This is a genomic window from Geodermatophilus ruber, assembly GCF_900114385.1.
GTDB classification, from domain to species: domain Bacteria; phylum Actinomycetota; class Actinomycetes; order Mycobacteriales; family Geodermatophilaceae; genus Geodermatophilus; species Geodermatophilus ruber.
Genome location: NZ_FOSW01000015.1, coordinates 99,120 through 124,047 on the forward strand (window position 1 = coordinate 99,120; position 24,928 = coordinate 124,047).

28 protein-coding genes are annotated in these 24,928 nt (G+C 73.9%); 10 read left to right on the top strand and 18 right to left on the bottom strand.

All coding sequences use genetic code 11. The annotated features are described in order from the left end of the window. Positions 1-1,551 carry a fused MFS/spermidine synthase gene (locus BMZ50_RS20085; RefSeq protein WP_177212904.1) on the top strand — a complete coding sequence of 517 codons (1,551 nt, stop codon included), beginning with the start codon at positions 1-3 and terminating at the stop codon, positions 1,549-1,551. 39 nt (positions 1,552-1,590) lie between these two features. Here the strand turns inward: BMZ50_RS20085 and ybaK are convergent, their stop codons facing one another. Beyond that, entirely contained in the window at positions 1,591-2,064 is a 474-nt protein-coding gene (gene ybaK / locus BMZ50_RS20090) for a Cys-tRNA(Pro) deacylase (RefSeq protein ID WP_091328775.1), read from the bottom strand. 214 nt (positions 2,065-2,278) lie between these two features. Here ybaK and BMZ50_RS20095 point away from each other — a divergent pair, with 214 nt between their 5' ends. Continuing rightward, a complete protein-coding gene (locus tag BMZ50_RS20095) occupies positions 2,279-2,995 on the top strand; it encodes a sigma-70 family RNA polymerase sigma factor (protein WP_281245449.1) in 717 nt (238 codons plus the stop codon). Further along, entirely contained in the window at positions 2,992-3,345 is a 354-nt protein-coding gene (gene rsrA / locus BMZ50_RS20100) for a mycothiol system anti-sigma-R factor (protein ID WP_091328777.1), read from the top strand. Before BMZ50_RS20095 ends, rsrA begins: the two co-directional genes overlap by 4 nt. A 114-nt stretch (positions 3,346-3,459) precedes the next feature. Here the strand turns inward: rsrA and BMZ50_RS25315 are convergent, their stop codons facing one another. Continuing rightward, positions 3,460-3,534: a 50S ribosomal protein bL37 gene (locus BMZ50_RS25315; protein ID WP_014377707.1), complete on the bottom strand. Its 75-nt coding sequence runs from the start codon at positions 3,532-3,534 to the stop codon at positions 3,460-3,462. Between the two features lie 174 nt (positions 3,535-3,708). Here BMZ50_RS25315 and BMZ50_RS20105 point away from each other — a divergent pair, with 174 nt between their 5' ends. From BMZ50_RS20105 to BMZ50_RS20120, 4 genes are all read left to right on the top strand, one after another. Then, a complete protein-coding gene (locus tag BMZ50_RS20105) occupies positions 3,709-4,755 on the top strand; it encodes a biotin carboxylase N-terminal domain-containing protein (RefSeq protein WP_091328779.1) in 1,047 nt (348 codons plus the stop codon). Between the two features lie 67 nt (positions 4,756-4,822). Then, positions 4,823-5,044, top strand: a complete 222-nt coding sequence (locus tag BMZ50_RS20110; protein ID WP_218146354.1) for a biotin/lipoyl-binding carrier protein — start codon at positions 4,823-4,825, stop codon at positions 5,042-5,044. 316 nt (positions 5,045-5,360) lie between these two features. Further along, positions 5,361-5,831: a hypothetical protein gene (locus tag BMZ50_RS20115; RefSeq protein WP_143087235.1), complete on the top strand. Its 471-nt coding sequence runs from the start codon at positions 5,361-5,363 to the stop codon at positions 5,829-5,831. Positions 5,832-6,157: 326 nt separating this feature from the next. Beyond that, positions 6,158-7,642, top strand: coding sequence for a sensor histidine kinase (locus BMZ50_RS20120; RefSeq protein ID WP_091328783.1), 1,485 nt, complete (start codon positions 6,158-6,160; stop codon positions 7,640-7,642). Positions 7,643-7,814: 172 nt separating this feature from the next. Here the strand turns inward: BMZ50_RS20120 and BMZ50_RS20125 are convergent, their stop codons facing one another. Continuing rightward, positions 7,815-8,105, bottom strand: coding sequence for a WhiB family transcriptional regulator (locus BMZ50_RS20125; protein WP_425432020.1), 291 nt, complete (start codon positions 8,103-8,105; stop codon positions 7,815-7,817). 302 nt (positions 8,106-8,407) lie between these two features. Then, entirely contained in the window at positions 8,408-9,430 is a 1,023-nt protein-coding gene (locus BMZ50_RS20130) for a diacylglycerol/lipid kinase family protein (protein ID WP_091328786.1), read from the bottom strand. A 78-nt stretch (positions 9,431-9,508) separates the two neighbouring features. Between BMZ50_RS20130 and BMZ50_RS20135 the strand changes: the two genes are divergently transcribed. Next, complete coding sequence (locus tag BMZ50_RS20135; protein WP_245753763.1) at positions 9,509-9,991, top strand: hypothetical protein; 483 nt, start codon at positions 9,509-9,511, stop codon at positions 9,989-9,991. A gap of 25 nt (positions 9,992-10,016) precedes the next feature. On the opposite strand, the gene BMZ50_RS20140 is transcribed toward BMZ50_RS20135, so the two are convergent. The 5 genes from BMZ50_RS20140 to sodN form a co-directional block, all read right to left on the bottom strand. Beyond that, complete coding sequence (locus BMZ50_RS20140) at positions 10,017-10,799, bottom strand: HAD-IIA family hydrolase (RefSeq protein ID WP_091328790.1); 783 nt, start codon at positions 10,797-10,799, stop codon at positions 10,017-10,019. Further along, positions 10,796-11,296, bottom strand: coding sequence for a GNAT family N-acetyltransferase (locus BMZ50_RS20145; protein WP_091328792.1), 501 nt, complete (start codon positions 11,294-11,296; stop codon positions 10,796-10,798). Before BMZ50_RS20145 ends, BMZ50_RS20140 begins: the two co-directional genes overlap by 4 nt. Then, the gene (pssA, locus tag BMZ50_RS20150; protein ID WP_091328794.1) at positions 11,293-12,120 is read right to left on the bottom strand and encodes a CDP-diacylglycerol--serine O-phosphatidyltransferase; all 828 of its coding nucleotides are present in this window, start codon (positions 12,118-12,120) and stop codon (positions 11,293-11,295) included. The genes BMZ50_RS20145 and pssA overlap by 4 nt, the downstream gene beginning before the upstream one ends. Before the next feature lie 14 nt (positions 12,121-12,134). Next, positions 12,135-12,800 carry a phosphatidylserine decarboxylase gene (locus BMZ50_RS20155; RefSeq protein ID WP_091328869.1) on the bottom strand — a complete coding sequence of 222 codons (666 nt, stop codon included), beginning with the start codon at positions 12,798-12,800 and terminating at the stop codon, positions 12,135-12,137. A gap of 226 nt (positions 12,801-13,026) precedes the next feature. Then, the gene (gene sodN / locus BMZ50_RS20160; protein ID WP_091328796.1) at positions 13,027-13,428 is read right to left on the bottom strand and encodes a superoxide dismutase, Ni; all 402 of its coding nucleotides are present in this window, start codon (positions 13,426-13,428) and stop codon (positions 13,027-13,029) included. A 51-nt stretch (positions 13,429-13,479) separates the two neighbouring features. On the opposite strand from sodN, the gene BMZ50_RS20165 reads away from it, so the two are divergent. Next, complete coding sequence (locus tag BMZ50_RS20165) at positions 13,480-13,878, top strand: S26 family signal peptidase (protein ID WP_245753764.1); 399 nt, start codon at positions 13,480-13,482, stop codon at positions 13,876-13,878. Here the strand turns inward: BMZ50_RS20165 and BMZ50_RS20170 are convergent. Next, entirely contained in the window at positions 13,861-14,466 is a 606-nt protein-coding gene (locus BMZ50_RS20170; protein WP_091328871.1) for a dTDP-4-dehydrorhamnose 3,5-epimerase family protein, read from the bottom strand. The genes BMZ50_RS20165 and BMZ50_RS20170 overlap by 18 nt on opposite strands. 52 nt (positions 14,467-14,518) lie before the next feature. Here BMZ50_RS20170 and BMZ50_RS20175 point away from each other — a divergent pair, with 52 nt between their 5' ends. After that, on the top strand, positions 14,519-15,721 hold the full coding sequence (locus BMZ50_RS20175; protein WP_091328800.1) for an NAD(P)-dependent malic enzyme: 1,203 nt from the start codon (positions 14,519-14,521) through the stop codon (positions 15,719-15,721). 44 nt (positions 15,722-15,765) lie between these two features. Here the strand turns inward: BMZ50_RS20175 and BMZ50_RS20180 are convergent, their stop codons facing one another. From BMZ50_RS20180 to BMZ50_RS20215, 8 genes are all read right to left on the bottom strand, one after another. Continuing rightward, positions 15,766-16,722, bottom strand: a complete 957-nt coding sequence (locus tag BMZ50_RS20180) for a 2-hydroxyacid dehydrogenase (RefSeq protein WP_091328801.1) — start codon at positions 16,720-16,722, stop codon at positions 15,766-15,768. A 16-nt stretch (positions 16,723-16,738) separates the two neighbouring features. Next, positions 16,739-17,452, bottom strand: coding sequence for a metal-dependent hydrolase (locus BMZ50_RS20185; RefSeq protein ID WP_091328803.1), 714 nt, complete (start codon positions 17,450-17,452; stop codon positions 16,739-16,741). A 58-nt stretch (positions 17,453-17,510) separates the two neighbouring features. Next, on the bottom strand, positions 17,511-17,936 hold the full coding sequence (locus tag BMZ50_RS20190; RefSeq protein ID WP_091328805.1) for a DUF2269 family protein: 426 nt from the start codon (positions 17,934-17,936) through the stop codon (positions 17,511-17,513). A 152-nt stretch (positions 17,937-18,088) separates the two neighbouring features. Next, a complete protein-coding gene (locus BMZ50_RS20195) occupies positions 18,089-18,277 on the bottom strand; it encodes a DUF6104 family protein (protein ID WP_091328807.1) in 189 nt (62 codons plus the stop codon). A gap of 9 nt (positions 18,278-18,286) precedes the next feature. Continuing rightward, positions 18,287-22,066, bottom strand: coding sequence for a multifunctional oxoglutarate decarboxylase/oxoglutarate dehydrogenase thiamine pyrophosphate-binding subunit/dihydrolipoyllysine-residue succinyltransferase subunit (locus BMZ50_RS20200; RefSeq protein ID WP_245753765.1), 3,780 nt, complete (start codon positions 22,064-22,066; stop codon positions 18,287-18,289). Between the two features lie 180 nt (positions 22,067-22,246). Then, positions 22,247-23,056 carry an ankyrin repeat domain-containing protein gene (locus tag BMZ50_RS20205; protein WP_091328811.1) on the bottom strand — a complete coding sequence of 270 codons (810 nt, stop codon included), beginning with the start codon at positions 23,054-23,056 and terminating at the stop codon, positions 22,247-22,249. A gap of 41 nt (positions 23,057-23,097) precedes the next feature. Then, positions 23,098-23,853 (bottom strand): ABC transporter permease, encoded by a 756-nt coding sequence (locus BMZ50_RS20210; protein ID WP_091328813.1) that lies wholly within the window; start codon positions 23,851-23,853, stop codon positions 23,098-23,100. Then, positions 23,850-24,785 (bottom strand): ABC transporter ATP-binding protein, encoded by a 936-nt coding sequence (locus BMZ50_RS20215; RefSeq protein ID WP_218146359.1) that lies wholly within the window; start codon positions 24,783-24,785, stop codon positions 23,850-23,852. The genes BMZ50_RS20210 and BMZ50_RS20215 overlap by 4 nt, the downstream gene beginning before the upstream one ends. Positions 24,786-24,928: the final 143 nt, after the last annotated feature.

Sequence of the window (24,928 nt, forward strand, 5' to 3'; positions counted from 1 at the left end):
GTGGCCGACCTCGAGGAGGCCGTGCCGGCGGTCGCGCGCACGCCCCACCCCGGCGCGCTGCCCGGGTGGGTCGCCGTGGCGGTCACCTTCCTGGCCTCCGGCGCGGTGCTGGTGCTGGAGATCGCCGGGCTGCGGCTGATCGCCCCGTACGTCGGCATCACCCTGCAGACCAACACCGCGATCATCGGGTTCGCCCTGGCCGCGATCGCCCTCGGCGCGTGGATCGGGGGCGCGGTGGCCGACCGCACCGACCCGCGCCGGCTGCTCGCCCCGCTCATGGTCGCCGGCGGCGCGCTGGTGGTCGCCGTCCTGCCGACCGTGCGGTTCGCCGGGTCGGCCCTGACCGGGGCCGACGCCGGCAGCGTGCTGCTGCTGGCCGCGGTCGCCGTCGTCGTGCCGGCGGCCCTGCTCTCGGCCGTGCCGCCCATGGTGGTCAAGCTGCAGCTGGCCAGCCTGGCCGAGACCGGCTCGGTGGTGGGCAAGCTGTCGGGCGTCGGCACGCTGGGCGGGATCGCGGCGACGTTCGTGACCGGGTTCCTGCTCATCGCGATCTTCCCGACCAGCGGGATCCTCGTGGGCACCGGGCTGGTGACCGTCCTGGCCGGGGCGGGCGTCGGTCTGCTGCTGCGCCGCTCGTCCGGCGGGCGGGCGGGCCGGGTGCAGGTCGGCCTGCTCGTGCTCGCCGTCGTCGGTTCGCTGCTGGCCGTCCTCGCCCCGACGCCCTGCCAGGCGGAGACCACCTACCACTGCGCCCGCGTGGTGGCCGACCCCGAGCGGGACTCCGGCCGGGTGCTCGTGCTCGGCACGCTGCGGCACTCCTACGTCGACGTCGAGGACCCGACCTACCTGCAGTTCGAGTACGTCCGGGCGATCGCCGCGGTCACCGACGCGATGGCGCCGCAGGGGCAGCCGCTGTCGGCGCTGCATCTCGGCGGCGGCGGGCTGACCCTGCCCCGGTACCTCGCCGAGGTCCGCCCGGGCAGCGCCAACCGGGTGCTGGAGGTCGACCCGGGCGTGGTGGAGATCGACCGCGAGCAGCTGGGGCTGACCGAGTCCGAGCTGCTGCAGGTGCGCGTCGTCGACGCCCGGGTGGGCCTGGCCGAGGAGGCGCCGGGGGAGCGGGACCTGGTCGTCGGCGACGCCTTCGGGGGCCTGTCGGTGCCGTGGCAGCTCACCACGGTCGAGGCGCTCGAGCGGGTGGACGCGGCGCTCGCCGACGACGGGATCTATGCCGCCAACCTGATCGACCACCCGCCGCTGGCTTTCGTCCGCGCCGAGCTGGCCACCCTGCAGGAGGTGTTCCCGCACGTGCTGCTGCTGGCGCGGGCGCCGGTGCTGGCGGGGGAGGACGGCGGCAACGTCGTGGCGGTCGCGTCACGCTCGCCGCTGCCGGCCGCGGTGATCGAGGCCGCGCTGCGCGACCACGACCTGGCCTGGCACGTGGCGGGAGGGGAGCGCCTGGCGGAGTTCGTCGGCGACGCGGAGGTGCTGACCGACGACCACGCGCCGGTCGACCAGCTGCTCACCCCGTACGCACCCCCGGGCACCTGAGCGTCGGACGGTGGGCGCGCGAACCGTTCGGTGCGGCCGTCAGCGGCTGATCGGGGCGGTGCGGGCCCGTGTCAGGCGGACGAGGTCGTCCGGCGCCAGCTCCACCTGCAGGCCCCGCCTCCCGGCGCTGACCAGCACCGTCGGCAGGCCCAGCGCGGACTCGTCGACGACGGTCGGCAGCGCCTTCCGCTGGCCCAGCGGGCTGATCCCGCCCCGCACGTAGCCCGTCGTCCGCTCGGCGTCGACGGGATCGGCCATGGCCGCCCGGCGACCGCCCGCGGCGGCGGCGAGCGCCTTGAGGTCCAGGCTGCCGCTGACCGGGACGACGGCGACGGTGAGCGCGCCGTCCACCCGGGTCACCAGGGTCTTGAACACCTGCCGGGGATCGGCGCCGAGCGCGGCCACCGCGGCCTCGCCGTGGCCCTGGCCGGTGGGGTGCTCGGGGTCGTAGGGATGCAGGGTGTGGGCCACGCGGGCCTTCTCCAGAACCCGCACCGCGGGGGTCGCCGCCACGGCGCCGGAGCCTATCCAGTGACTTCGGGAACGGGCCCCCTCGCCGGGAATGCGCCGCCACGCCGAGGGGGTTGCACGGGCCGTGAGCAACACCCTCTCCCCTCCCGCCCGTCCGCGGGCCGCGCACCGGCGGCCCCGGGGCCGCCCGGATGTCGCGCGACTAGCATCGACAGATGCGGTGCCCCGCCTCCGGGGGCCGCAGAGAGGACGGTCGGTGCCTGAGGAGTCCGCGGACCACACGCCCGGTGTCGAGCCGGCCGAGCGCCCCGAGGGGGGCACGGCTGCCCCGGTGGAGGTACCCGAGGCCCGTGAGGGTGGAAGCCGCACCGAGGTCGACGAGACCCGCGCCGAGCGGGACGCCCGCTTCGAGCGCGACGCCCTGCCCTATCTCGACCAGCTGTACCCGGCGGCGCTGCGGATGACCCGCAACCCGGCCGACGCCGAGGACCTGGTCCAGGAGACCTTCGTGAAGGCGTACTCGGCCTTCCACCAGTTCGCCCAGGGCACCAACCTCAAGGCCTGGCTGTACCGGATCCTGACCAACACCTACATCAACAGCTACCGCAAGAAGCAGCGGCAGCCGCAGCAGTACCCCACCGACCAGGTGCAGGACTGGCAGCTGTACGCCGCCGAGGAGCACAGCTCCAGCGGGCTGCGGTCGGCCGAGATCGAGGCGCTGGACCACCTGCCGGACTCCGACATCAAGGAGGCCCTCCAGCAGCTGCCGGAGGACTTCCGGCTGGCGGTCTACCTCGCCGACGTCGAGGGCTTCGCCTACAAGGAGATCGCCGAGATCATGGGCACGCCCATCGGCACGGTGATGTCCCGCCTGCACCGCGGTCGCCGCGGGCTGCAGAAGCTGCTGGCCGACTACGCCCGCGAGCGCGGCTTCGTCCGCGCCGGGGCCGGTGAGGAGGCGAACCGCTCGTGAGCCGCGAGGAACGTCCCCTGCCCGGTGCCGGTGAGCCGATCGAGATCCACTCCTGCGACGACGTCCTGTCCCACGTCTTCGAGTTCCTCGACCACGAGACCGACGACGCCCGGCGCGACCAGATCGCCGAGCACCTCGAGGACTGCTCGCCGTGCCTGCGCCAGTTCGGCATCGAGCAGGAGTTCAAGGCGCTGGTCCGCCGCCGCTGCGGCGGGGACAAGCCGCCATCGGGACTGCGCGACCGGATCAAGCTGCAGCTGACGAGCGTCTCGTTCGAGGAGGACGGCACCCGGATCAGCGTGCAGCGGATCGCCGTCGAGCGCTCCGGCGAGCGGCCGACGACCGCCTGACCCACCCCTGACGAACAGCGCCCCGCCCCCGCATCGAGCGGGGGCGGGGCGCTTCGTCGTCCGGCCCCCTCCGTGGTGTCCCCGAGCGTGCGAGGGGACCCCGGGGGTCCGTTCTCAGGCGTTGGGGCGCTTGCCGTGGTTCGCCTTGTTCCCCTTGCGGGAGCGACGCTTGCGTCCGCGCTTGGACATCGCTGCCCTCCTCTCCTGCTCGTGCTCGGGCCCCTGCCGGGCCCGCTGCGTGTTGCTGCTGCGGGTATCCAGCCTCTCACGCCTCCCGGTGGCGCCGGTGCGGGCGGGCAGGCCAGGCTGGGGCGGTAGCGCGAGGAGCGCGGCACAGGCACCACTGGGGGAGGAACCGGCGCGGTGGCACAGGTCGGGGTCGAGAGCGTGCTCGTGGCGGGGCGGGGGCCGGCTGCCTGCGCGGTGGTGCTGGCCTGCTCCCGGCTGGGGATCAAGACCGTGGCCGTGCACTCGGAGGCGGATCGGTCCGCCCGCCACGTCCACCTGGCCGACGACGCCGTGCTGCTCGGCCCCGCGGCCGCGGCCGAGTCCTACCTCGCCGTCGACCGGATCGTGGAGGCCGCCCGCCGCAGCGGGGTGGGCGCGGTGCTGCCCGTCCCGCCGGCGCTGGCCGGGAACGCCCGGCTGGCCGGCGCGGTCATCGCCGCCGGGCTGGCCTGGTGCGGTCCGCCGGCGGCGGTGTTGGAGCGCCTGGGGGGCGATGGCGTCGAGCCGGCCAGCGAGCGGGGCTTCCTCGCCTGGGTGACCGAGGCAGGGCTGCACTGCACGACCCCCGTCGTCCGGGACCGCGCGGCCGGCATCGCCCGCGTCTCCTGGACCCCCGAGGACCCGGTCGACCTGCCGCCCGCCGCCGAGCGGCTGGCCGACATCGGCTGGCGCGGCCTGGTGACCGTCGGCATCGCCCCCGACGGCGAGCTGGCCGAGGTGGCTGCGGGCTTCTCCCTCGACATGGCGGTGCTGGAGCGTGCGCACGGCGTGGACGCGGTCGAGCTCGCCGTGAGCAGCGCGACCGGCGGCCGGCCGGTCACCGTCCCGACGCCCGCAGGCGCCCCGCGCAAGGCCGTCGTCGTCCAGCTGCGGTCGACCCTGCCGCCGGGCACGGCGGGTCGGGTCACCGGCCGGCTGCCCGAGTCCGGCTCACGAGCGCGCCGCCCGCGGGACGCCGATGTCGTGGCCGTGAGCGGCTACGACGTCGGCGACCGGCTCGACGGCTGGTACGACGCCCTTCTCGCCACCGTCAGCGCCGGTGCCGCGGACACGGCCACCGCCGCGCGCGCGGCCGGCGGGGTGCTCGCCGGCCTGCCGGACCTCGGGGTGCCGCACGACGGCCCGGAGATCCGCCCGGTGCTCGACCGGCTGGCGGCCGGGTACCCCGCGCCGGGGGCCTGACGCGCGGCGCGGACGGACCGTGCTGCCGTCGTGCTTGGATGAGCGGAGGTCGGTCTGGGAGGTGCCCGTGTTGGTCGAGGAGATCCACGCCGAGATGGTCTCGAGCGTCTGGAAGGTGCTGGTGCAGCCCGGCGCCCGGGTGGACGCCGGCGACACGCTGGTCATCCTCGAGTCGATGAAGATGGAGATCCCCGTCCTCACCGAGCACGCCGGGACGGTGCGGGAGCTGCACGTCGTCGAGGGGGAGGTCCTCCAGGAGGGCGATCTCATCGCGACCGTCGACGGCTGACGCCGCACTCCGGGAGGCCAGGCCGCGCGGATTCCTGCGAGAGTGTCAGCCCGCTACCTGCAGTTCTCCCGCGAGCGGCACTGCGCGGGTTCTCCTCTGAACGGCACTGTCCCGTCCGTGCCTTCTGCTGAACGACACGGCGTCCGCTGAACGACCCTTCTGGGGCTGCGTCGCGGTCCGTCGGACGACGATGTGCAGCTGCCGCGGTGGATGGACCCGGCCAAGAACCCGTACATCCGCATCGGCGTCTACTGAGCCCCCACGCAGCGGTTTCGCCGCTATCTTCCCGCGGTATCCGACCGTGAAGAGGGCGAGCGTGGGCATCAAGGCAGGCGCGGGTGTGCTGGCGGCACTGGTTGTGGGGACGGCGCTCGGCGCGCTCTCCCGCGGGCTGATGTCGTTGGTGTCGTTGGCGGCATCGGGATCGAGCTCGTTCTCCGTGACCGGTACGTCGTTTGTGCTGCTGCTCTACGCGCTCGTGCTCGTCCCTGGGGGCGTGGTCGCGGCACTCACCACGCACTGGGTCCGGTGGCTGCTGCCGGCGGCCGGGGCGCTCTTCCTGTGCGTTCCGGCGATCGGGGTGGCCAGCGAGGAGATCGGCGCGACGACCGGATTCGGGCTCGGTCAGTGGCTGGGCGTAGGCGCGGGCGGCGCCGCCATCTTCGCGACGATCGCGCTGCTGCCGGTTCTCACCGTCCGGCTGGCCGACCGGTGGCTCGGCCGCCGGGCGGGTGCGCCGGCCTGCGTCGGAGCAGAACCCGCGGTCAGCGACGCCACAGCTCGGTGATCGCTAGGCCGCGCTTGGCGAACACCCGCCGCGGACGTATGACGAGTCAGGACGCTCTCGGCGGCAGTGGGAGACCGAACTGGCGGCGGGCTCAGAGTGTCGTTCATCGGAGCGGCAGTGTCGTTCGCCAGAGGACGTAGGCGTAGGGCTGTCGCTCGTTAGACCGGCGACACTCTCGCTGGAATCCGCGGGCCGCCACCGACGTGGACGTCGATGGTCAGCTCGGCGATGCGGGGGACGTCCTCCGGGCCGGCGTCCTCGATGGACACGGACGACGCGTCGGCGGTGGGCAGCCCGGGCGGGGGCCGCCCTACCCTCGGGGCACCATGAGCAGCCTCTCCGAACGCCTCACGCGGGGCTCGGCGTCCCAGCCCGCCCAGATCGACCACGCCCGCCGGCTGGTCGCCGACTGGCAGCTGCTGGCCGACCTCTCCTTCGCCGACCTCACCCTGTGGGTGCCGCTCGCCGACGGCGGCTGGTGGTGCGTGGCGCAGGTGCGGCCGCTGACCGCCCCCACCAGCCAGCCCGAGGACCTGGTCGGCGCCGAGGTGTCCGGGCCGGCCGCGGAGCCGTTCGTGGTGGCCCACCGGGACGGGCGCCCGGTCACCGAGGGGGAGCCGGACTGGTCGGGCAGCACCCCGCGCCGGCGGGAGGTCGTCCCGGTACGCCACGACGGCGTGGTCGTCGCCGTCCTGGCCCGCGACACGAACCTCGCGGCGACCCGGGCGCCGTCCACCCTGGAGCTCACCTATCTCGACATCGCGGCCGATCTCTGCCTCATGGTGTCGGCCGGCACCTTCCCCCCGGAGAAGCTGGTCGACGCCGAGATGAGCCCGCGGGCCGGTGACGGTCTGGTGCGGCTGAACAGCACCGGCTGCGCCGTCTACGCCAGCCCCAACGCGTTGTCGGCCTACCGCCGGATCGGGGTGCGCGGCGACGTCGTCGGCGCCGACCTGGCCCGGCTCACCCGGGACGTGGCGGTCGACCGGGTGGCCGGCGAGGCGGTGGCGGCCGGGATCCGGGCCGCGGCGGCCGGGCGGTTCCCCGACCCCATGGACGTCGAGGGCGCGACGGCCACGATGCTGGTGCGCGCGCTGCCCCTGCAGGCCCCCGGCGAGGAGGCCGGCGCCCTGGTGCTGGTCCGCGACGTGACCGACGTCCGCCGCCGCGACCGGGCGCTGCTCACCAAGGACGCCACGATCCGCGAGATCCACCACCGGGTGAAGAACAACCTCCAGACGGTGGCCGCGCTGCTGCGCCTGCAGGCCCGCCGGATGACGGAGCCGGCCGCCCGGGAGGCGCTGGAGGAGTCGGTGCGGCGGGTGTCCTCGATCGCGGTCGTCCACGAGACGCTGGCCGGCAGCCGGGAGGACGTGGTGGACGTCGACGACGTCCTCGACCAGGTGCTGCCGATGCTGGGCGACCTCACCTCGGTCGGCCCGGCGGCGAGGACCCGGCGGATCGGGCAGATCGGCGAGCTGCCGTCGGTGACCGCGACGCCGCTGGTGCTGGCGGTCACCGAGCTGCTGCACAACGCCGCGGAGCACGCCTTCCGGGACGGGGCGCCCGGCAGCATCGAACTCGTGGCCGAACGGGACGGGGAGGACCTCGTCGTCCGGGTGCGGGACGACGGCCGCGGCCTGCCGGAGGGCTTCGACCCGGTCGCCAGCGACGGGCTGGGCCTGCAGATCGTGCGCACACTGGTCACCAGCGAGCTCGACGGCACCCTGGTCATGGGCCCCCCTGCCGGCGACCGGCCGGGCACCGAGGTGGTCCTGACCCTGCCCGGCGCGGGTCGCCTCCGCCGCTGAGGGGCGATGTCCGCTGAGGGGCGATGTCCGCTGAGGGGCGATGACACCGCCGTCCCTGCCGGATGACGAGGCACCAAGCCGCGAGGCCGGCCCGGGGAACCCGGACCGGCCTCGTGACGGTTCTGTGCGGCGGGGCCGGGCGGGGAAGCCCGGCCGCCGGTGTGCGGGACGCTCAGGCGGTGTGCACCCGGGTGCGAGCCTGGCGCCGCTTGAGGGCGCGCCGCTCGTCCTCGGACAGTCCGCCCCAGACTCCGGAGTCCTGACCCGAGCGCAGGGCCCAGTCCAGGCACGACTCCATCACCGGGCAACGCCGGCACACACCCTTCGCCTGCTCGATCTGAACGAGCGCGGGGCCGGTCGTCCCGATGGGGAAGAACAGCTCCGGGTCCTCGTCGCGGCAGAGCGCGCGGTGGCGCCAGTCCATGGCTGTGTTCTCCTCGATGTCGTCTACGGTGTGGTGCATCAGTCGCCGGCCTCGGACCGCTCCGCAGGCCGACACCGGGTTGCCCAGCGCCATGGCACAGCGACTTAGTGCATTTGTTACCGACAGGTTGCTTTCCTACCGCGATGTTTTCACGGTGCGGGGACCTGTCAAGCAGAACGAGGGCATCGGTCGACCCCTCGTGAGCAAGCTCACCACGGGCATGCTAGGTGTGCCACTCGACCGGACGATCGGACCGCGATTCCCGTTGACAATGTTCGCTGCTCGTGAATGACCGCCGGGAAGACCCGCAATTCCGAGAATAATGGGTCTCGCTCGGGAATTCAGCGAAGGACGCGCAGTGCGGCCGGAACGCTGCGGACCCGCAGGCCGGTCGCCGTCCCCAGGTGGTCACCGTCGAGCTGCCAGCCCTGGGGGCGGGTCGCGGTCAGGGTGAACTCGTCGAGGTCGTGCCGGCGGTGCACGCCGCGCCCCCGCGCGTCCGGCCGGCGGGCCAGGACCTGCCGCACGTGGTGCAGCATCCGCGGCACCCCCATCCGGCCCATGGCGAAGACGTCCAGGCCGGTGTCGAACGAGGCCTCGGGGGACGGGTTGACCGGCCGGGCCCCCAGGTAGGTCCACGGGGCGACGTTGGACACCAGGCAGAGGAAGAGCCCGTCCAGCGCAGGCTCGCCGGGGACCTCCAGGGTCATCGCCGGGCGCCGCCGCTCCCGACCCAGCACGAACAGGCTGGTGGCCTCCCACACGTACAGCGCGCCGGTGGAGCGCCGCCCGCGGCGCCGGTGTGCCTCGACCCGGCCGATGACGTCGGCGTCGAAGCCCAGCCCCGCGGAGAAGGCGAACCAGCGCGGGGCGGTCCACTCCGGATGGGCCGCGGCCCCGGCGTCGGCCGCGGCCCGGGCGAGCGCGGGGTCGGGGACCGCGGCCGGGACGGCGCTCGCACCGCGGACGCTGACGGTGCCCAGGGAGACCCGGCGGGTGCGCCCGGCCCGCAGCGCGTCGACGATCTCGGTGGTGGCCCTCACCGGGTCCCGGGAGCGGCCCAGGGCCCGCGAGAACACGTTGGTGGAACCGCCGGGGACCACGGCGAGCAGCGGGACGTCGGGGCCCGGGCCGGCGTGCAGCAGCCCGTTGACGACCTCGTTGACCGTCCCGTCACCGCCGAGGGCGACGACGAGGTCGACGCCCTCGGCGGCCGCCTGCCGGGCCAGCTCGCTGGCGTGCCCGCGGTGGGCGGTCTCGGCGAGGTCCACCTTCAGCTCGTCGGCCAGCATGCCCAGGACGGCGTCGCGCATGGTGCGGCTGGTGGTCGTCGCCGCGAGGTTGGCCACCACGAGCGCACGCATGGTGACCAGGCTAGCCAGCGCCGGCCCCGGGTCCGGTCAGGAACCGGGCAGCGGCGGGTGCCGCGTACCCTCGCGCCCGTGACCGAGGAGCGCGGACAGCGGCCGTCGCAGGGCCGCAGGCGGGCCGAGCGGCTGCTCGGCGGCGCTGCCGAGCCCGCCGCGCCGCGGCCCGCGCGGCCGGCGTCGGAGGCCCCGCCCGCGGTCCGCCGGGCGGCGCTGGTGGTTGCCGTCGAGGCCGCCGGGCTCGCCGTCCTGGCGCTCGTGCTGCTGTACCTGACGTTCGCCTCGACCCCCGAGAGCACCGGGCGGGCGCTGGCCGAGGTCGTCTACGTGGGGTTCTTCGCAGTGCTGCTGGGTGCGGCGGCGGTCGGGCTGTGGCGGGTGTCGGGCTGGGCGCGCGGGCCGGTGATCGTGCTGCAGATCCTGCTGGGGCTCTTCGGCTACTACTCCGCCTTCGAGTGGGGCGGGGCGTTCGTCGGAATCCCGATCCTGGCCCTGGTCGGCCTGGAGCTGTACCTGCTGGCCACGCCCGAGGCGCGGCTGGCCTTCCACGACCGCTGAGCCCCGCTGCCGGGCCCCGGCGGCCTCACACCAGGTCGACGACGTCGGCGATGGAGTCCACGACCCGGGCCGGCCGGAACGGGAAGCGGCTGACCTCGGCGGCCGTGGTCGAGCCGGTGAGCACCAGGATCGTCTCCAGTCCGGCCTCGATGCCGGCGACGACGTCGGTGTCCATCCGGTCGCCGATCATCACCGTGGACTCCGAGTGCGCCTCGATCCGGTTCATCGCGCTGCGGAACATCATCGGGTTCGGCTTGCCCACGAAGTAGGGCTTCGCCCCGGTGGCCTGGGTGATCAGCGCGGCCACCGCGCCGGTCGCCGGGAGCGGGCCCTCCGGGGAGGGCCCGGTGACATCGGGGTTGGTGGCGATGAACCGGGCGCCCTGACCGACCAGCCGGATCGCCCGGGTGATGGCCTCGAAGGAGTAGGTGCGCGTCTCCCCGAGGACGACGTAGTCCGGGTCGGTGTCGGTGAGGGTGTAGCCGGCCTCGTAGAGCGCGGTGGTCAGGCCCGCCTCGCCGATCACGTACGCCGACCCGCCGGGGCACTGGGCGGACAGGAAGGTCGCGGTCGCCAGGGCCGAGGTCCAGATCGCCTCCTCCGGCACGGTCAGGCCGGAGCGGGCGAGCCGGGCGGCGAGATCCCGCGGCGTGAAGATCGAGTTGTTGGTGAGCACGAGGAACCGGCGGCCGCACTCGACCAGGCGCTCCAGGAAATCCGCCGCGCCGGGCAGCGCCTGCCCCTCGTGGACCAGGACGCCGTCCATGTCGGTGAGCCAGCACTCGGCCGGGATCCGCTCGAGGCTCATGACGCGCGGCGGTCGGCGGCGAACTCGGACAGGGCCTCGTCGGTGAGCCGGAAGACCGTCCACTCGTCCATCGGCACGGCGCCGGCGGCCTTGTAGAACTCGATCGACGGGGTGTTCCAGTCCAGCACCCACCACTCCAGCCGGCTGTAGCCGCGCTGCACGCACGTCTCGGCCAGCGTGCGCAGCAGCTCACGGCCCAGACCGCTGCCCCGGTGCTGGGGCTGCACGTACAAATCCTCGAGGTAGATGCCGTGGGTCCCACGCCAGGTGGAGAAGTTGAGGAACCACAGCGCCATGCCCACGACCTCGCCGGCGGCCACCCCCTCGTCAGCCACTGCGACGTGCCCGAACAGCGCCGGGGAGTCGCCGAACAGGGCGGCGGTGAGCTGTTCCTCGGTCAGCCGCACCTCGTGCGCGGCCTTCTCGTACTCGGCCAGCTCGCGGACGAGCCCCACCACGACGGGGACGTCGGCGGGTCGGATGGGCCGCACGGTCATGTGAGCAGCTCCTTGAGGCGGTCCGGCAGCAGCCGGGAGAGCGGGGAGAGCACCGGCACCAGGACCGGCGCGAGCAGGTAGCCGTAGGCCAGGACGCAGCCGGTGACCACGGGGGCGAGTGCGAAGCCGACGACGATCGCCAGCGCGGCGGCGATCAGGCCGTAGGGCCGGCCGCTCTTGGGGCTGACCAGCGACCGGAACGAGCGGAACCGGATGCGGCTGACCATGAGCAGGGCCGGGACGGCGACGATCAGCAGCACCCACAGGCGGTCGCGGCCCTGCATCTGGTCGCCGAAGGCGAAGACCGAGGCCAGGACGACGCCCGCGGCCCCGGGGCTGGGCATGCCGGTGAAGTAGCGCTTGTCGGCGGTCGGGTCGATGGTGGTGTTGAAGCGGGCCAGCCGGATCGCGGCGCACGCCACCCAGAGGAAGCAGACCACCCAGCCGAGCGGGTCCCACTCGTCGCGGCCCTCGGAGAACAGCGTGAACGCCAGGAGCGCCGGGGCCAGGCCGAAGGACACCAGGTCGGCCAGCGAGTCGAACTGCAGGCCGAACGGGGTCACCGCGCCGACCAGCCGGGCGACCGCGCCGTCGGTGATGTCGAAGACCACCGACAGCCCGACCAGGACGGCGGCGAGGGTGTACTGCCCGCGGATGGACACCAGGATCGCGGCGAAGCCGCACATCATGTTGGCCAGGGTGAAGAGGCTGGGCAGGGTGGCCAGCGCCCGTCGGCGGGTGCCCCGGACGGAACCGCGGACGAACTCGACGGTGGCGGTGCGCCGCGTCTGCGGGGGCCGTGCGCCGGACGCGGAACTGGGCATGGTGGCGGCCCCCCTCAGCCGGCCGAGGGGAAGCGGGCGATGACGGTCTCGCCGCCGCGCACGCGCTGCCCCTTCCGGACGGTGATGGTGCACTCGCGAGGGACGAAGACGTCCATCCGCGAGCCGAACTTCATCAGGCCCATGCGCTCGCCGGTGGCCAGGTGGCGGCCCACCCCGGTGCGCGTGACGATCCGCCGGGCGAGCACCCCGACGATCTGCCGGAAGACGACGGTGCGGTCACCGTCGCGCAGCCAGATCTCGCTGCGCTCGTTCTTGTGCGCCGACTCCTTTCGGTAGGCGGCCAGGAAGCTGCCCTTGCGGTAGGAGCTCTCGACGACCTCGCCGCGGTACGGGGAGCGGTTGACGTGCACGTCGACGACGGACAGGAAGATGCTCACCTGCTGCCAGTCGCCCTTGGGCGCCACGTCCTCCTGCGGCTCCCCGGCGACCATCACCACACCGTCGGCGGGGGCGAGGATCTCGTCCGGGGCCGGCAGGCGGGTGTCGCACCGGCGATCGGGGTCGCGGAAGAACAGCGCCATGTAGGCCGAGAGGGCCACCAGCGGCCAGGCCGCGATCCGGGCCCAGCGGCGCCCGGAGAGCCGGCCCGCGGCGGTCAGTGCGGCGGCGGAGGCCAGCGGGCCGGTGATGAAGGGCCACCCGGCCGGGTCGATGCGCATCGTGGTGAGACGGTACCGGGACGCACTCGGGTCGGCCGGTGGATCACCGGTCGGCGGCTCGGGTCGGGCGGTGACCGGGCCGTTCGGGGAAGCCGGGGCGGCGGGTGTGGCGATGTTCACCGTGCCGGCGCACGGCGGAGCGGTCGCTCACCCGGACCAGCGGTGCGGGGACGCGAACGGCCGGCGAGCGGGGAGCTCGCCGGCCGCTGCGGTGCTGCGGGAGACCTCAGGAAGCGGCCTTCGTCTCCCAGAAGATCTTGTCGATCTCGGCGATGTAGTCGAGCAGCTTCTGCCCCTCGGCGGGGTCCATGCTGCCCTTGCCGCCGGCCGCGCCGGCCTGCTTCGTCGCCTTGTTGAACAGCTCGTGCAGCTGCGGGTACTTCTCGAAGTGCGGGGGCTTGAAGTAGTCGGTCCACAGCACCCAGAGGTGGTGCTTGACCAGGTCGGCCCGCTGCTCCTTGATGAGCACGGCGCGCTGGCGGAAGACGGGGTCGTCGTTGCCCTGGTACTTCTCCTGGATGGCCTTGACGGACTCCGCCTCGATGCGGGCCTGGGCCGGGTCGTACACGCCGCAGGGGAGGTCGCAGTGCGCGCTGGCCTCCACGGTGGACAACATGCGGAATCGCATGGACGTGCCTCCGGATCTCGTCGGTTTCGGTCGTCTGCGACCCTACTCGCGGTGATCGCTGGAGACACGTCCGAGGAGGGGCCCCCGGAGGGGGTTCCGGCCCTGCTCACGCCCTGGGTGATGGCCCGGGTGACCGGCCCGTCGATGTCTCCCACGGTCCGCCACGGCGACCGGCTGCTGGTGCGCCGGCTGGATCCGGACGGCCGGATCGGCGCGGGGGACGTCGTCCTCGCCCGGTTCCCCGGCCGGCCGGAGCTGCTGGTGGTCAAGCGGGTGCGCCGCGCGGTCCCCGGGGGGCACTGGGTCGAGGGGGACAATCCCCTGGTCACCGACGACAGCCGGGCGTTCGGCGCGGCCGTCGTCGTCGGCCGGGTGGTGGGTCGGCTGTGGCCCCGGCCGGGCCGGCTGGCGCCGGCGCCCGACCCCGGGGCCTCAGCCGCGGGTCCGTAGCTCCGCGTAACGGGCGGCGCACTGCTCCATCGTGGGCAGCAGGCCCTGCTCCCGGGCCTCGGCGAGGGTGGGGGCGGCGGAGTCCTTGGCGGAGAGCTCGAAGTCGACATCGCTGGGCCACGGCAGGTCCAGGGCCGGGTCCAGGGGGTGGATGCCGAACTCGCGGCCGGGGGAGTAGCCGGTGGAGACCAGGTAGGTGACCGAGCTGGCGTCGGCCAGCGAGACGAACGCGTGCCCCAGCCCCTCGGCGAGGTAGACCGCGCGGGGCTGCTCGCTGTCGAGGACGACCGCGTCGTGGACGCCGAAGGAGGGGCTGCCGACACGGACGTCGACGATGACGTCGAGGACCTTCCCGGCGGGGCAGTACACGTACTTGGCCTGGCCGGGCGGCACCAGCGCGAAGTGGACCCCGCGCAGCACGCCGCGGGCGGAGACGCTGTGGTTGGCCTGGGCCAGCGTCAGGCCGAAACCGGTCACCTCGGCCAGGACGTCGGCGCGGTACCACTCGGTGAAGCGGCCGCGGGCGTCGCCGTGCGGAACGAGGTCGAGGACGTAGGCGTCGGGCACGGCCAGCTCGCGGATCTCCACGGCGAGCACGGTAGCGAGCGCCCCGGTGGGGGCCGATTACCCTGTCCTGTCCATGGGCGACAACCACTCCTCCGTCGAGCCCGCACAGGGCAGCCCCGACCGCTTCGCCGACGACCCGGCGTTCGCGGTGCACGAAGGCGGGAAGCTGGTCGTACGTCCCACCCGCCCGATCGACTCCGTCGCCGACCTGGCGCTGACCTACACCCCGGGTGTGGCGCGCGTCTCCAGCGCGATCGCCGGCGAGCCCGACCTCGCCCGCCGCTTCACCTGGGCGCCGCGGGTGGTCGCCGTGGTCTCCGACGGCACCGCCGTCCTCGGGCTCGGCGACATCGGCCCGGCGGCGGCGCTGCCGGTCATGGAGGGCAAGGCCTGCCTGTTCAGCGAGTTCGCCGGGCTGTCCTCGGTGCCGGTGGTGCTGTCGACCACTGACGTCGACGAGATCGTGGACACGGTGATCGCGATCGCGCCGTCCTTCGGCGGGATCAACCTCGAGGACATCAGCGCCCCCCGCTGCTTCGAGATCGAGGAGCGGCTGCGCGAGCGGCTGGCCATCCCGGTCATGCACGACGACCAGCACGGGACGGCGATCGTCGTCCTGGCCGCGCTGCGCAACGCGGCCCGCGTGGTGGGCCGGGAGCTCGGCGACCTGCGGGTGGTCGTCTCGGGCGCCGGTGCGGCGGGGATCGCGTGCACCAAGATCCTGCTCGAGGCCGGCATCGGTGACATCGCCGTGGCCGACTCGCAGGGGATCCTGCACACCGGCCGCGAGGACCTCACGCCGATCAAGCGCTGGGTCGCCGAGAACACCAACCGGGTCGGCTACGCGGGCACGATGATCGGGGCGCTCGAGGGCGCCGACGTCTACCTCGGGCTCTCGGGCGGCTCGGTGCCGGAGTCGGCGATCGCCTCCATGGCCAAGGACTGCATCGTCTTCTCGCTGGCCAACCCGATCCCCGAGGTCGACCCGGAGATGGCGGCGAAGTACGCAGCGGTCGTGGCGACCGGGCGCAGCGGCGAGCCCAACCAGATCAACAACGTGCTGGCCTTCCCCGGCGTCTTCCGCGGGGCGATCGATGCCGGGGCCACCAGCATCACCGAGGAGATGAAGCTGGCCGCGGCCACCGCGATCGCCGACGTGGTGGGCGAGGACGTGAGGCCCGACTACGTCGTCCCGAGCCCGCTGGACCGCCGGGTCGCCGTCGCGGTGGCCGAGGCGGTCGCCGCCTGCGCGCGGGAGCAGGGCGTCGCGCACTGATCCGGGGTCGCTCGGTGACGGTCTCCGTCACCGAGCGACCCCGCTCACACGGGGGTGAGCGGCGGGCGCCCGGCGAGCACCTCCGCGACGTTGCGCACGGCGAGCCCGCACATGGCCTCCCGGGTCCGGTCGGCGGCGCTGCCCAGGTGCGGGGTGAGCACCACCTGCCCCAGCGCCGCCAGCCGCGGGTCCACGTGCGGCTCGTCCTCGAACACGTCCAGCGCGGCACCGCCCAGCCGGTCCTCCTGCAGGGCGCGGACCAGCGCGTCGGTGTCCACCACGCCGCCGCGGGCGGTGTTCACCAGCAGCGCGGTGGGCTTCATCCGGGCCAGCGCGGCGTCGTCGACCAGGTGGTGGGTCTCCGGTGTCAGCGGGCAGTGCAGCGTCACGACGTCGCTCTCGGCCAGCAGCTCGGGCAGCTCCCGGAACTCCACCGCGGCCCGCTCCTCCGCCGACAGCGGTGAGCGGGTGGGGGTGGCCAGCACGGTCATGTCGAACGCGCGGGCCCGGCGGGCCACGGCCCGGCCGATCCGGCCGTAGCCGACGACGCCGAGGGTGGCCGCGGAGAGGTCCAGGCCGACCATCATCCGCGGGCCCCACACCCACGGTGTGCCGGTGCGCAGGAACCGGTCACCCTCGGCGATCCGGCGGGCGGCGGCCAGCACCAGGCCCATCGCGAGGTCGGCGGTCGCGCCGTCCAGGACCCCGGGGGTGTTGGTGACGACGACGCCCCGCTCGGCGGCCGCGGCCACGTCGACGTTGTCGAACCCGACGGCGACGTTCGCGATGATGCGCAGCGAGGGCCCGGCGGCGTCGAGCACGGCGGCGTCCACCCGCTCGGTGAGCGTGCTGATCAGCGCCACCGCGCCCGCGGTGTCGCGGAGCAGGTCCTCGCGCGACGGCGGCCCCTCCGGGCCGATCACGACCGGCCGGCCCAGCCCGCCGAGCGCCGCCATGGCGCCGTCGGTCAGCAGCCGGGCGACGTGGACGTGTCCGGTCATGTCCGGACCGTAGCGGTCAACCGAGGCCGCGCAGGTCCTGCAGCAGCGGGTCGAGTGCCTGCCGGACGCCGGTGTGGGCGTAGACGAACCACAGCGTGGCCACGACGAAGGCGGGCGCGAGCACGGCCTTCTCCAGCGTGGCGCCGGTGCGCAGCGGGGTCAGCGTGAGCCGGCAGCGGCGGACCAGCCAGACCAGGGGGACCGGCACGCCCTGCCGGGTGATCGCGTCACCGGCGATGTGGGTGAGCACCCCCACGGCGACGGCCCAGGGCAGCCAACCCGGTGGCGGCATGTGGTCGAGCAGGAGCCAGGCCCCGCCCCAGGAGAGCAGCAGGTTGCCGACGACGGTGTTCTCCGCCCGGCCGGGGATGACGAAGTGCAGCGCCCGCAGCGCCAGCCCGATCGCCAGGGCCATCAGCAGCAGGCTGGACCAGAAGGCGTTGGCGGCCGCCAGGGCCAGCGCGCCGAACGCCACCGGCGCGAGGACCGCGTCGTGGGTGCCCCAGCGGTGGCCCTGCGCCAGCCGGCCGATCGCGCCGGAGGGCACGTCGGTGACCGGCCCCCACATGTCCGAGACGGTCGAGCCGTTGGCGTCCAGGTCCGGGAGCATCGCGAAGCCGCCGACCGCGGCGATCCAGGCGGCCTGGGCGACGGTGCCCTCCACCGGGGCCCACGGCAGCGTCGCCGCGCCGACGGCCAGCCCGGAGAGGGCGTGCGAGTGACCGAGCACGTTCAGAGGGTGCCGCGGCCCCGTGCCCGCGCGGGGGATCCGCCGTCCGGCGTGTCGGTCAGGGCTTCCAGACCATGAGCACCGTGACCGCCAGCAGCAGGAGCGAGACGATCCCGGAGCCGGCCGCGATCCGCCCGTAGAGGGCCTTGGCGGAGGACGGGTCGCGCTGCAGGGCGGCGACGGCGCGGGTCAGCGACGGGATCACGAGGACCAGGCTGAGCACCAGCGCGACCAGGTACAGCACGATCGAGATCCACAGCCACGTCCGGGACAGCGGGATGCCCTCGATGCCGGAGATCCCGAACCCGAGGACGGCGACGGCCAGTGACGCCCAGGTGACGACCTTCGTGGAGCGGGTGAGCAGCTCGACCGCCGGGGCGCTGCCCGCCCGCACCGCGCGCAGCGCAGTCTGTGGCAGCAGCGCCATCGGCCCGACGAGGAAGACGGCGGTCACGACGTGCAGGACGGTGAGGACGGTGCCCATGCCCCGAGGCTAGGACCCGGCCCCAGCTGCACCGACACCGCCCGAGTCAGCCGCGGTGCTCAGCCGTCCAGCAGGTGGAGCAGGGCTCCCGGACGTCGAGGCGAACCCCGGCCCGCGCCGGCGACAGCTGCGCCGGTGCGGGCCGGGAGCGCTCACTCCTCGTCGAGGTCGTCGTCCGTGCCGCCGCGGGCCAGCCAGGTGGCCAGCCGCTCGACGGGCACCTCGAAGTCGGGGTGCTGGTCGACGAACGCCTGCATCTGGTCGGCCAGCCAGGCGAGGGTCACCTGCTCCTCGCCCCGCCGGTCGGCCAGCTCCTCCAGACCCCGATCGGTGAAGTACACGTCCGGACCTCAGTCGGCGAAGGCCTGCGCGACCAGCTGCTTCTGCTCGGCCTCGTGCACCTTCGCCGAGCCCACCGCGGGGCTGGCCGACGCCTTGCGGCTGACCCGGCGCAGCGAGCGGCCGGCCGGCAGGTGCTCGGGCAGGTTGACCGCCATGAACTGCCAGGCGCCCATGTTGGCCGGCTCCTCCTGCACCCAGACGACGTCCGAGGCGTTCGGGTAGCCCTCCAGGGCCTGGCGGATCTGCTCGGCCGGCAGCGGGTAGAGCTGCTCGACGCGGAGCACGGCGGTGTCCGCCCGGCCCTCGGCCTCCCGCGCGGCGAGCAGGTCGTAGGCGACCTTGCCGCTGCACAGCAGAACCCGGCGCACCGCGGCGCCCTCGAGCGGCTCGCCCCCGACGCCCGGGTCGAGCAGCACCGGCCGGAAGGTCTCGTCGGTGAAGTCCGAGACCGGGCTGACCGCCGCCTTGGCCCGCAGCAGCGACTTCGGCGTGAACACGACCAGCGGCCGGTGCACCTCCGAGAGCGCCTGGCGGCGCAGCAGGTGGAAGTAGTTGCCCGGGGTCGTGCAGTTGGCGACGGTCATGTTGTTCTCGGCGCACAGCTGCAGGAAGCGCTCGGGGCGGCCGCTGGAATGGTCCGGGCCCTGCCCCTCGAGCCCGTGCGGGAGCAGCAGGACGACGCCGGAGCGCTGGCCCCACTTGGCCTCGCCGGAGCTGATGAACTCGTCGATGACCATCTGCGCGCCGTCGACGAAGTCGCCGAACTGCGCCTCCCAGAGGACCAGCGCCTTGGGGTCGGCCAGCGAGTAGCCGTACTCGAAGCCCAGCGCTGCGTACTCCGACAGCAGCGAGTCGTAGACGAAGAACTTCGCCTGGTCCTCGGACAGGTGCGCCAGCGGCGTGTACTCCGCGCCGGTCTCCCGGTCGATGAGCACCGAGTGCCGCTGCACGAAGGTGCCGCGGCGGGAGTCCTGGCCGGCGAGCCGGACGGGGACGCCCTGCATGAGCAGCGACCCGAAGGCCAGCAGCTCACCCATCGCCCAGTCGACGCCGCCCTCGCTCACCATCGCCGCGCGCCGCTCGAGCATCCGCTGGAGCTTCGGGTGGACGGTGAAGTCCTGCGGCAGGGAGACGTGCGCGTCGCCGATCGCCTTGAGCACCTCGGTGCTGATCGCCGTGGCGACCGGGGCCTCCTGCGGCTGGTCCATGACCGGCTCGGGCGTGGAGGTCTCCTGCGCGTCGTGGGTCTCGGCGAAGGCCCGCTCCAGCTGCCCGCGGTAGTCCTTCAGCGCCTCCTCGGCCTCGGCCAGCGTGATGTCGCCGCGGCCGATCAGCGCCTCGGTGTAGAGCTTCCGGACCGAGCGCTTGCGGTCGATGATGTCGTACATCTGCGGCTGGGTCATCGAGGGGTCGTCGCCCTCGTTGTGCCCGCGCCGGCGGTAGCAGACCAGGTCGATGACGACGTCCTTCTTGAACGCCTGCCGGTAGTCCACCGCCAGCCGCGCCATCCGGACGACGGCCTCGGGGTCGTCGCCGTTCACGTGGAAGACCGGCGCGCCGATCATCCGGGCGACGTCGGTGGAGTAGAGGCTCGACCGTGCCGCAGCCGGGCTGGTGGTGAAGCCGACCTGGTTGTTGATGACCACGTGCACCGTGCCGCCGGTGCGGTAGCCGCGCAGCTGGGACAGGTTGAGGGTCTCGGCGACCACACCCTGCCCGGCGAAGGCAGAGTCGCCGTGCAGCAGGACGGGCATGACGGTGAAGCCCTGCTCGCCCTTGTTGATCATGTCCTGCTTGGCCCGGGTGATGCCCTCCAGGACCGGGTTGACCGTCTCCAGGTGGCTGGGGTTGCTGGCCAGCGAGACGGCGATGGACTTGCCGTCGTCGAAGGGGTTCTGGAACGTGCCCTCGGCGCCGAGGTGGTACTTCACGTCACCGGAGCCCTGGACCGTGCCGGGGTCGATGTTGCCCTCGAACTCGCCGAAGATCTTGGCGTAGCTCTTGCCGAGCACGTTGGCCAGCACGTTGAGCCGGCCGCGGTGGGCCATGCCGATCGCGATCTCGTCCAGGTCGTAGTCGGTGCCGGCGATCAGGACCTCGTCCAGCAGCGGGATGACCGACTCGCCGCCCTCGAGGCTGAACCGCTTCTGGCCGACGTACTTGGTCTGCAGGAAGGTCTCGAAGGCCTCGGCGGCGTTGAGCCGGCCGAGCACGTGCTTCTGCTTCTCGCGGTCGGGCTGCTCGTGCTTGAGCTCGACCCGCTGCTGGATCCACTGCCGCTCTTCGGGGTCGGTGATGTGCATGTACTCCACGCCGACGGTGCGGCAGTAGGAGTTGCGCAGCACGCCGAGGATGTCCCGCAGAGCCATCGTGCGCTCGCCGGCGAACCCGCCGACGGGGAAGGTGCGGTCGAGGTCCCACAGGGTGAGCCCGTGCTGGAGGATGTCCAGGTCGGGGTGGCTGCGGACCTTGAACTCGAGCGGGTCGGTGTCGGCCATGAGGTGGCCGTTGCGCCGGTAGGCCTCGATGACCTCGATGACCCGGGCTTCCTTGTCGATCTGGCCCTCGCGGCTGACCCGCACGTCGGGCACCCAGCGCACCGGCTCGTAGGGCAGCCGCAGCGAGCGGAAGACGCCGTCGTAGAAGCCGTCCTCGCCCAGCAGCAGCGAGTGCAGCCGGCGGAGGAAGTCGCCGGACTGGGCGCCCTGGATGATCCGGTGGTCGTAGGTGGAGGTCAGCGTGATGATCTTGCTGACCGCCATCTCGGTGAGCGCCTCGGGGCTCATCCCCTGGAACTCGGCCGGGTACTCCATCGCGCCGACGCCGATGATCGCGCCCTGGCCGGCGGTGAGCCGCGGCACCGAGTGGTTGGTGCCGATGGTTCCCGGGTTGGTCAGGCTGATGGTGGTGCCGGAGTAGTCCTCGACGGTCAGCTTGCCGGCGCGGGCGCGGCGGATGATGTCCTCGTAGGCGGCCCAGAACTGGGCGAAGTCCATCTCCTCGGCGGCCTTGATGGAGGCGACGACGAGGGAGCGCGAACCGTCGGCCTTGGGCAGGTCGATGGCCAGGCCGAAGTTGACGTGCTCGGGCTGCACGAGGACCGGCTTGCCGTCGACCTCGGCGTAGCTGGCGTTCATCTCCGGGAAGTCGTCCAGGGCCCGGACCAGCGCGTAGCCGATCAGGTGGGTGAACGAGACCTTCCCGCCGCGGGCGCGGGCGAGGTGGTTGTTGATGACGATGCGGTTGTCGGCCAGGAGCTTGGCCGGCACCGCGCGCACGCTGGTCGCCGTCGGGACGGTCAGCGACGCGTTCATGTTCTTGACGATGGCGGCCGCGGCGCCGCGCAGCGGGGTCTGCTTCGGGCCCTCGCCGCCGGCGGGCTTCGCTGCCGGCTTGGCGGCCGGCTTCGGGGCGGGCGCGGGCTTCTGCCGGGTCGCGGTGGTGTCCGCGGCGTGGTCCACGACCGTCGCCTCGGTCCGCGGCGGGACGGGCGTGGCCCGCGCGGAGGAGCCGCCGTCGCCGTCCGGCTGCCCGGCGGTGCGCTGGGGGGCCGGGGCGGCGGGGCGGGGCTGCTGCCCCGGAGCCGGCGCGGCTGCGGGCTGCGCGGCGGCGGCCTGCCCGTCGGGGGAGGCGGCCGGCCGCTCGCGGTCGTCGCTGGCGGCCACCGGGCTCCCCGGCCGGTAGTCGGCGAAGAACTCGTGCCAGGCCTGGTCAACGCTGGACGGGTCGGTGAGGTACTGCTGGTACATCTCCTCGACCAGCCACTCGTTGGTGCCGAATCCGGCCACTGCGGAGGAGGAGGGGGTGGCGGACGGCCGGGATGAGCTCGCGCTTGACACGGGGGCGGGTGCCTTCTTCGTCGTCGGTGGACGTGTCTGGACAGGGGGTGGAGTCTACGCCCGTCCGAGGGGCCGGACCCGCCGCACAGCGGTCGGTCCCCCCGGTGGGGTGAGCGAGGGCGGGAACGCTCAGTCGGTCGCGCCGCGGGCGACGAGCAGCTCCGCCAGCGCGTCGTGCGCGGCGGCCTGACCTGCGTCTTCGCGGCGGTTCCGGGCGGCCGCGACCCGGCTGATGTCCAGGGCGCTCGCCCCGTCGGCGGTGGTGGCGTTCACGTCGGCGCCGGCGTCCAGCAAGGCGCGTACGACCTCGGGCGCGTCGCCGCCCCCACCGGCGGACACCGCGGCGTGGAGCGGGGACCGCCCGGTGTCCGGTTCGCGCTGGTTGACGTCGGCCCCGGCGGCCAGCAGCAGGCGGAGGAGCTCCAGCTGCCCGTGGGCGGCAGCGGCGTGCAACGCCCCGCCGTCGGCGTCGGCGCCGCGGTCGAGCAGCGTCCGGGCGGCGCTGGACGCGCCGCCGGCGGCGGCCCAGGTGAGCAGGTCGACGCCGGTGACCGGGTCGGCCAGCGGCGCGCCGCGGTCGAGCTCCGCGGTCAGCTGCTCGACGTCGTCGAGGTAGGCGGCGCTGGGCGCGTCCACCTGAGCGCCGAGCTCCAGGAGGACGACGACCAGGTGCGGGGCGAACTGCAGCGCGATGTGCAAGGGCGTGCGGTCGTGCTCGGTGCGGGCGCCGAGGTCGGCACCGGCCTTCACCAGCAGCTGCACGATCTCCGTCTGCCCCTCCGCCACGGCCAGGTGCAGCGGGGTCCAGCCGTCCTGGCCGGCGTGCTCCACCGTGGTGGACAGCAGCCGAGGTGAGTCGTCGATCGCGGTGCGCACCGCGTCGCCGTCCCCCTCGGAGATCAGCCGCCCCAGCCGCGGCGCGGTCATGCGGGTGGTCATGGAGGATCCCCGTTCCTGGATCGGAAGGGCCGAGCGCGAGGTCAGACGACGTCGCGCCGGACGGCGAGCAGTGTGCCCAGCAGGGCGGCCACCAGACCGTAACCGAGCAGCACCAGGCCACCCTGCCAGGCCTCCAGGAGGTCCGGGCCCTGCAGGGTGGCGGTCATCGCCTCCAGCGCGCCCCCGGGCATCCACTTGTAGGCCGGCGCCGTCGCCGGGATCGACCGGATGACCGGCTCGACGACGAAGAGGTAGACCAGCGCCCCGACGATCGCGCCGACCTGGTTGCGCAGCAGCGCACCCACCCCCACCCCGATGATCGCGTAGACGACCAGGGCGAGGCCGGCGCTCAGCAGCACGCGCAGGTTGTCACCGGTCAGCGAGGGTGCCGCCCCCCGGGCGCCGGCGTGGACGGCGACGACGAGGTAGTTCACCGCGAGGACGACGAGGGCGAAGGGGACTGCGGCCAGGGCGTAGCCGACCAGCTTGGCGATCACCACGCGACCGCGGCGGGGCGTGGTCAGGAACGTCGGGGTGGCGGTGCGGTGCCGGTACTCCTGGGTCATCCCGATGAGGCCGAGGATGAGGAACAGCACGACGACGTTCGCGCTGGTCGCGAAGGCCAGCTCCTCGTAGTGGGGCGTGCCGACCTCCGGGATGCCGCTCTGGGGATCGCCGGCGAACGAGGTCAGCAGCACGGTGAACCCGGCGACCATCACCACTGCACCGAGCAGCAGCCCGATCCACACGCGGGTCGTGAACAGCTTGGTCCACTCGGCGCGGACGAGGGCGGTCATCGGGTGGCTCCCTGCGTCGTCGGGTCCGGGTGGGGGGCGGCGAACTGCTCCTGGCCGGAGGTCAGCCGGAAGTACAGGTCCTCCAGGCCGCTGGTCTCGGCCCGCAGCTCGTGCAGCTCGACGCCGGCCTGGAAGGCCCGGGCACCCACGTCGGCCGGCGTCGCCGCGGCGACGGTCACCAGGCCGTCCCCGTCCGGCGTGACGGTGAACCCGGCCGAGCCGAGGATCTGGGCCAGCCGGTCGGCCTCCGGGCTCCGGACGACCACCGAGCCGGCCCCCTGCGCTCCGCTGCGCAGCTCGGCGATCGAGCCCTCGCGGACCAGGCGACCGGCGCCCACGATGACGACGCGGTCGGCGGTCTGCTCCATCTCCGCGAGCAGGTGGCTGGAGACCAGCACCGTGCGCCCCTCGTCGTGGGCCAGGTGGCGCAGGAACCCGCGCAGCCACTGGATCCCCTCGGGGTCCAGGCCGTTGGCCGGCTCGTCGAGGACGAGCACCGCGGGGTCACCGAGCAGGGCGGTGGCCAGGGCCAGCCGCTGCCGCATGCCCAGCGAGTAGCCGCCGGCCCGCCGTCCACCGGCGTCGGTCAGGCCGACCTGGGCGAGCACCTCGTCGGCCCGGGCCGTCGGCAGGCCCGCCGCCCGGCAGTACACGCGCAGGTGGTTGCGGCCCGAGCGGGCGGGATGGAACGCAGTCTCGAGCACCGCACCGACCGTGCGCACCGGCGCCGGCAGGGCCGGGTACGTGACGCCGTCGAACGTCGCCGTGCCTGCGTCGGGCCGCTCCAGCCCCAGCACCATGCGCAGGGTGGTGGTCTTCCCGGCCCCGTTGGGGCCGAGGAACCCGGTGACCGAGCCGGGCTCGACTGTGAAGGTGAGGTCATCGACCGCGCGGACGGCGCCGAAGGACTTGGTGAGGCCGCGGACCTCGATGCGAACCGGGTCACGGTGGGTGCTGCTGCCGGGATGGATGGCGGTCTCCTCCTCGTCGTCCGGACGCAGCCATCCAACCGCACGGCAACGACTCCCAGGAGTGCCGCGCCGGACCCCGGGTGCCGTGGTGGGCTCCCCGGGTG

What these genes read in the sequence shown, in the direction of transcription:
- BMZ50_RS20210 (WP_091328813.1), bottom strand. Translation starts at nt 23,853, where the DNA reads ATGACCGCCCTCGTCCGCGCCGAGTGGACCAAGCTGTTCACGACCCGC.
- sodN (WP_091328796.1), bottom strand. Translation starts at nt 13,428, where the DNA reads ATGCGATTCCGCATGTTGTCCACCGTGGAGGCCAGCGCGCACTGCGAC.
- BMZ50_RS20145 (WP_091328792.1), bottom strand. Translation starts at nt 11,296, where the DNA reads ATGACCGTGCGGCCCATCCGACCCGCCGACGTCCCCGTCGTGGTGGGG.
- BMZ50_RS20155 (WP_091328869.1), bottom strand. Translation starts at nt 12,800, where the DNA reads ATGCGCATCGACCCGGCCGGGTGGCCCTTCATCACCGGCCCGCTGGCC.
- BMZ50_RS20120 (WP_091328783.1), top strand. Translation starts at nt 6,158, where the DNA reads ATGAGCAGCCTCTCCGAACGCCTCACGCGGGGCTCGGCGTCCCAGCCC.
- BMZ50_RS20140 (WP_091328790.1), bottom strand. Translation starts at nt 10,799, where the DNA reads ATGAGCCTCGAGCGGATCCCGGCCGAGTGCTGGCTCACCGACATGGAC.
- BMZ50_RS20205 (WP_091328811.1), bottom strand. Translation starts at nt 23,056, where the DNA reads ATGACCACCCGCATGACCGCGCCGCGGCTGGGGCGGCTGATCTCCGAG.
- BMZ50_RS20175 (WP_091328800.1), top strand. Translation starts at nt 14,519, where the DNA reads ATGGGCGACAACCACTCCTCCGTCGAGCCCGCACAGGGCAGCCCCGAC.
- BMZ50_RS20180 (WP_091328801.1), bottom strand. Translation starts at nt 16,722, where the DNA reads ATGACCGGACACGTCCACGTCGCCCGGCTGCTGACCGACGGCGCCATG.
- BMZ50_RS20190 (WP_091328805.1), bottom strand. Translation starts at nt 17,936, where the DNA reads ATGGGCACCGTCCTCACCGTCCTGCACGTCGTGACCGCCGTCTTCCTC.
- BMZ50_RS20125 (WP_425432020.1), bottom strand. Translation starts at nt 8,105, where the DNA reads ATGCACCACACCGTAGACGACATCGAGGAGAACACAGCCATGGACTGG.
- pssA (WP_091328794.1), bottom strand. Translation starts at nt 12,120, where the DNA reads ATGCCCAGTTCCGCGTCCGGCGCACGGCCCCCGCAGACGCGGCGCACC.
- BMZ50_RS20130 (WP_091328786.1), bottom strand. Translation starts at nt 9,430, where the DNA reads ATGCGTGCGCTCGTGGTGGCCAACCTCGCGGCGACGACCACCAGCCGC.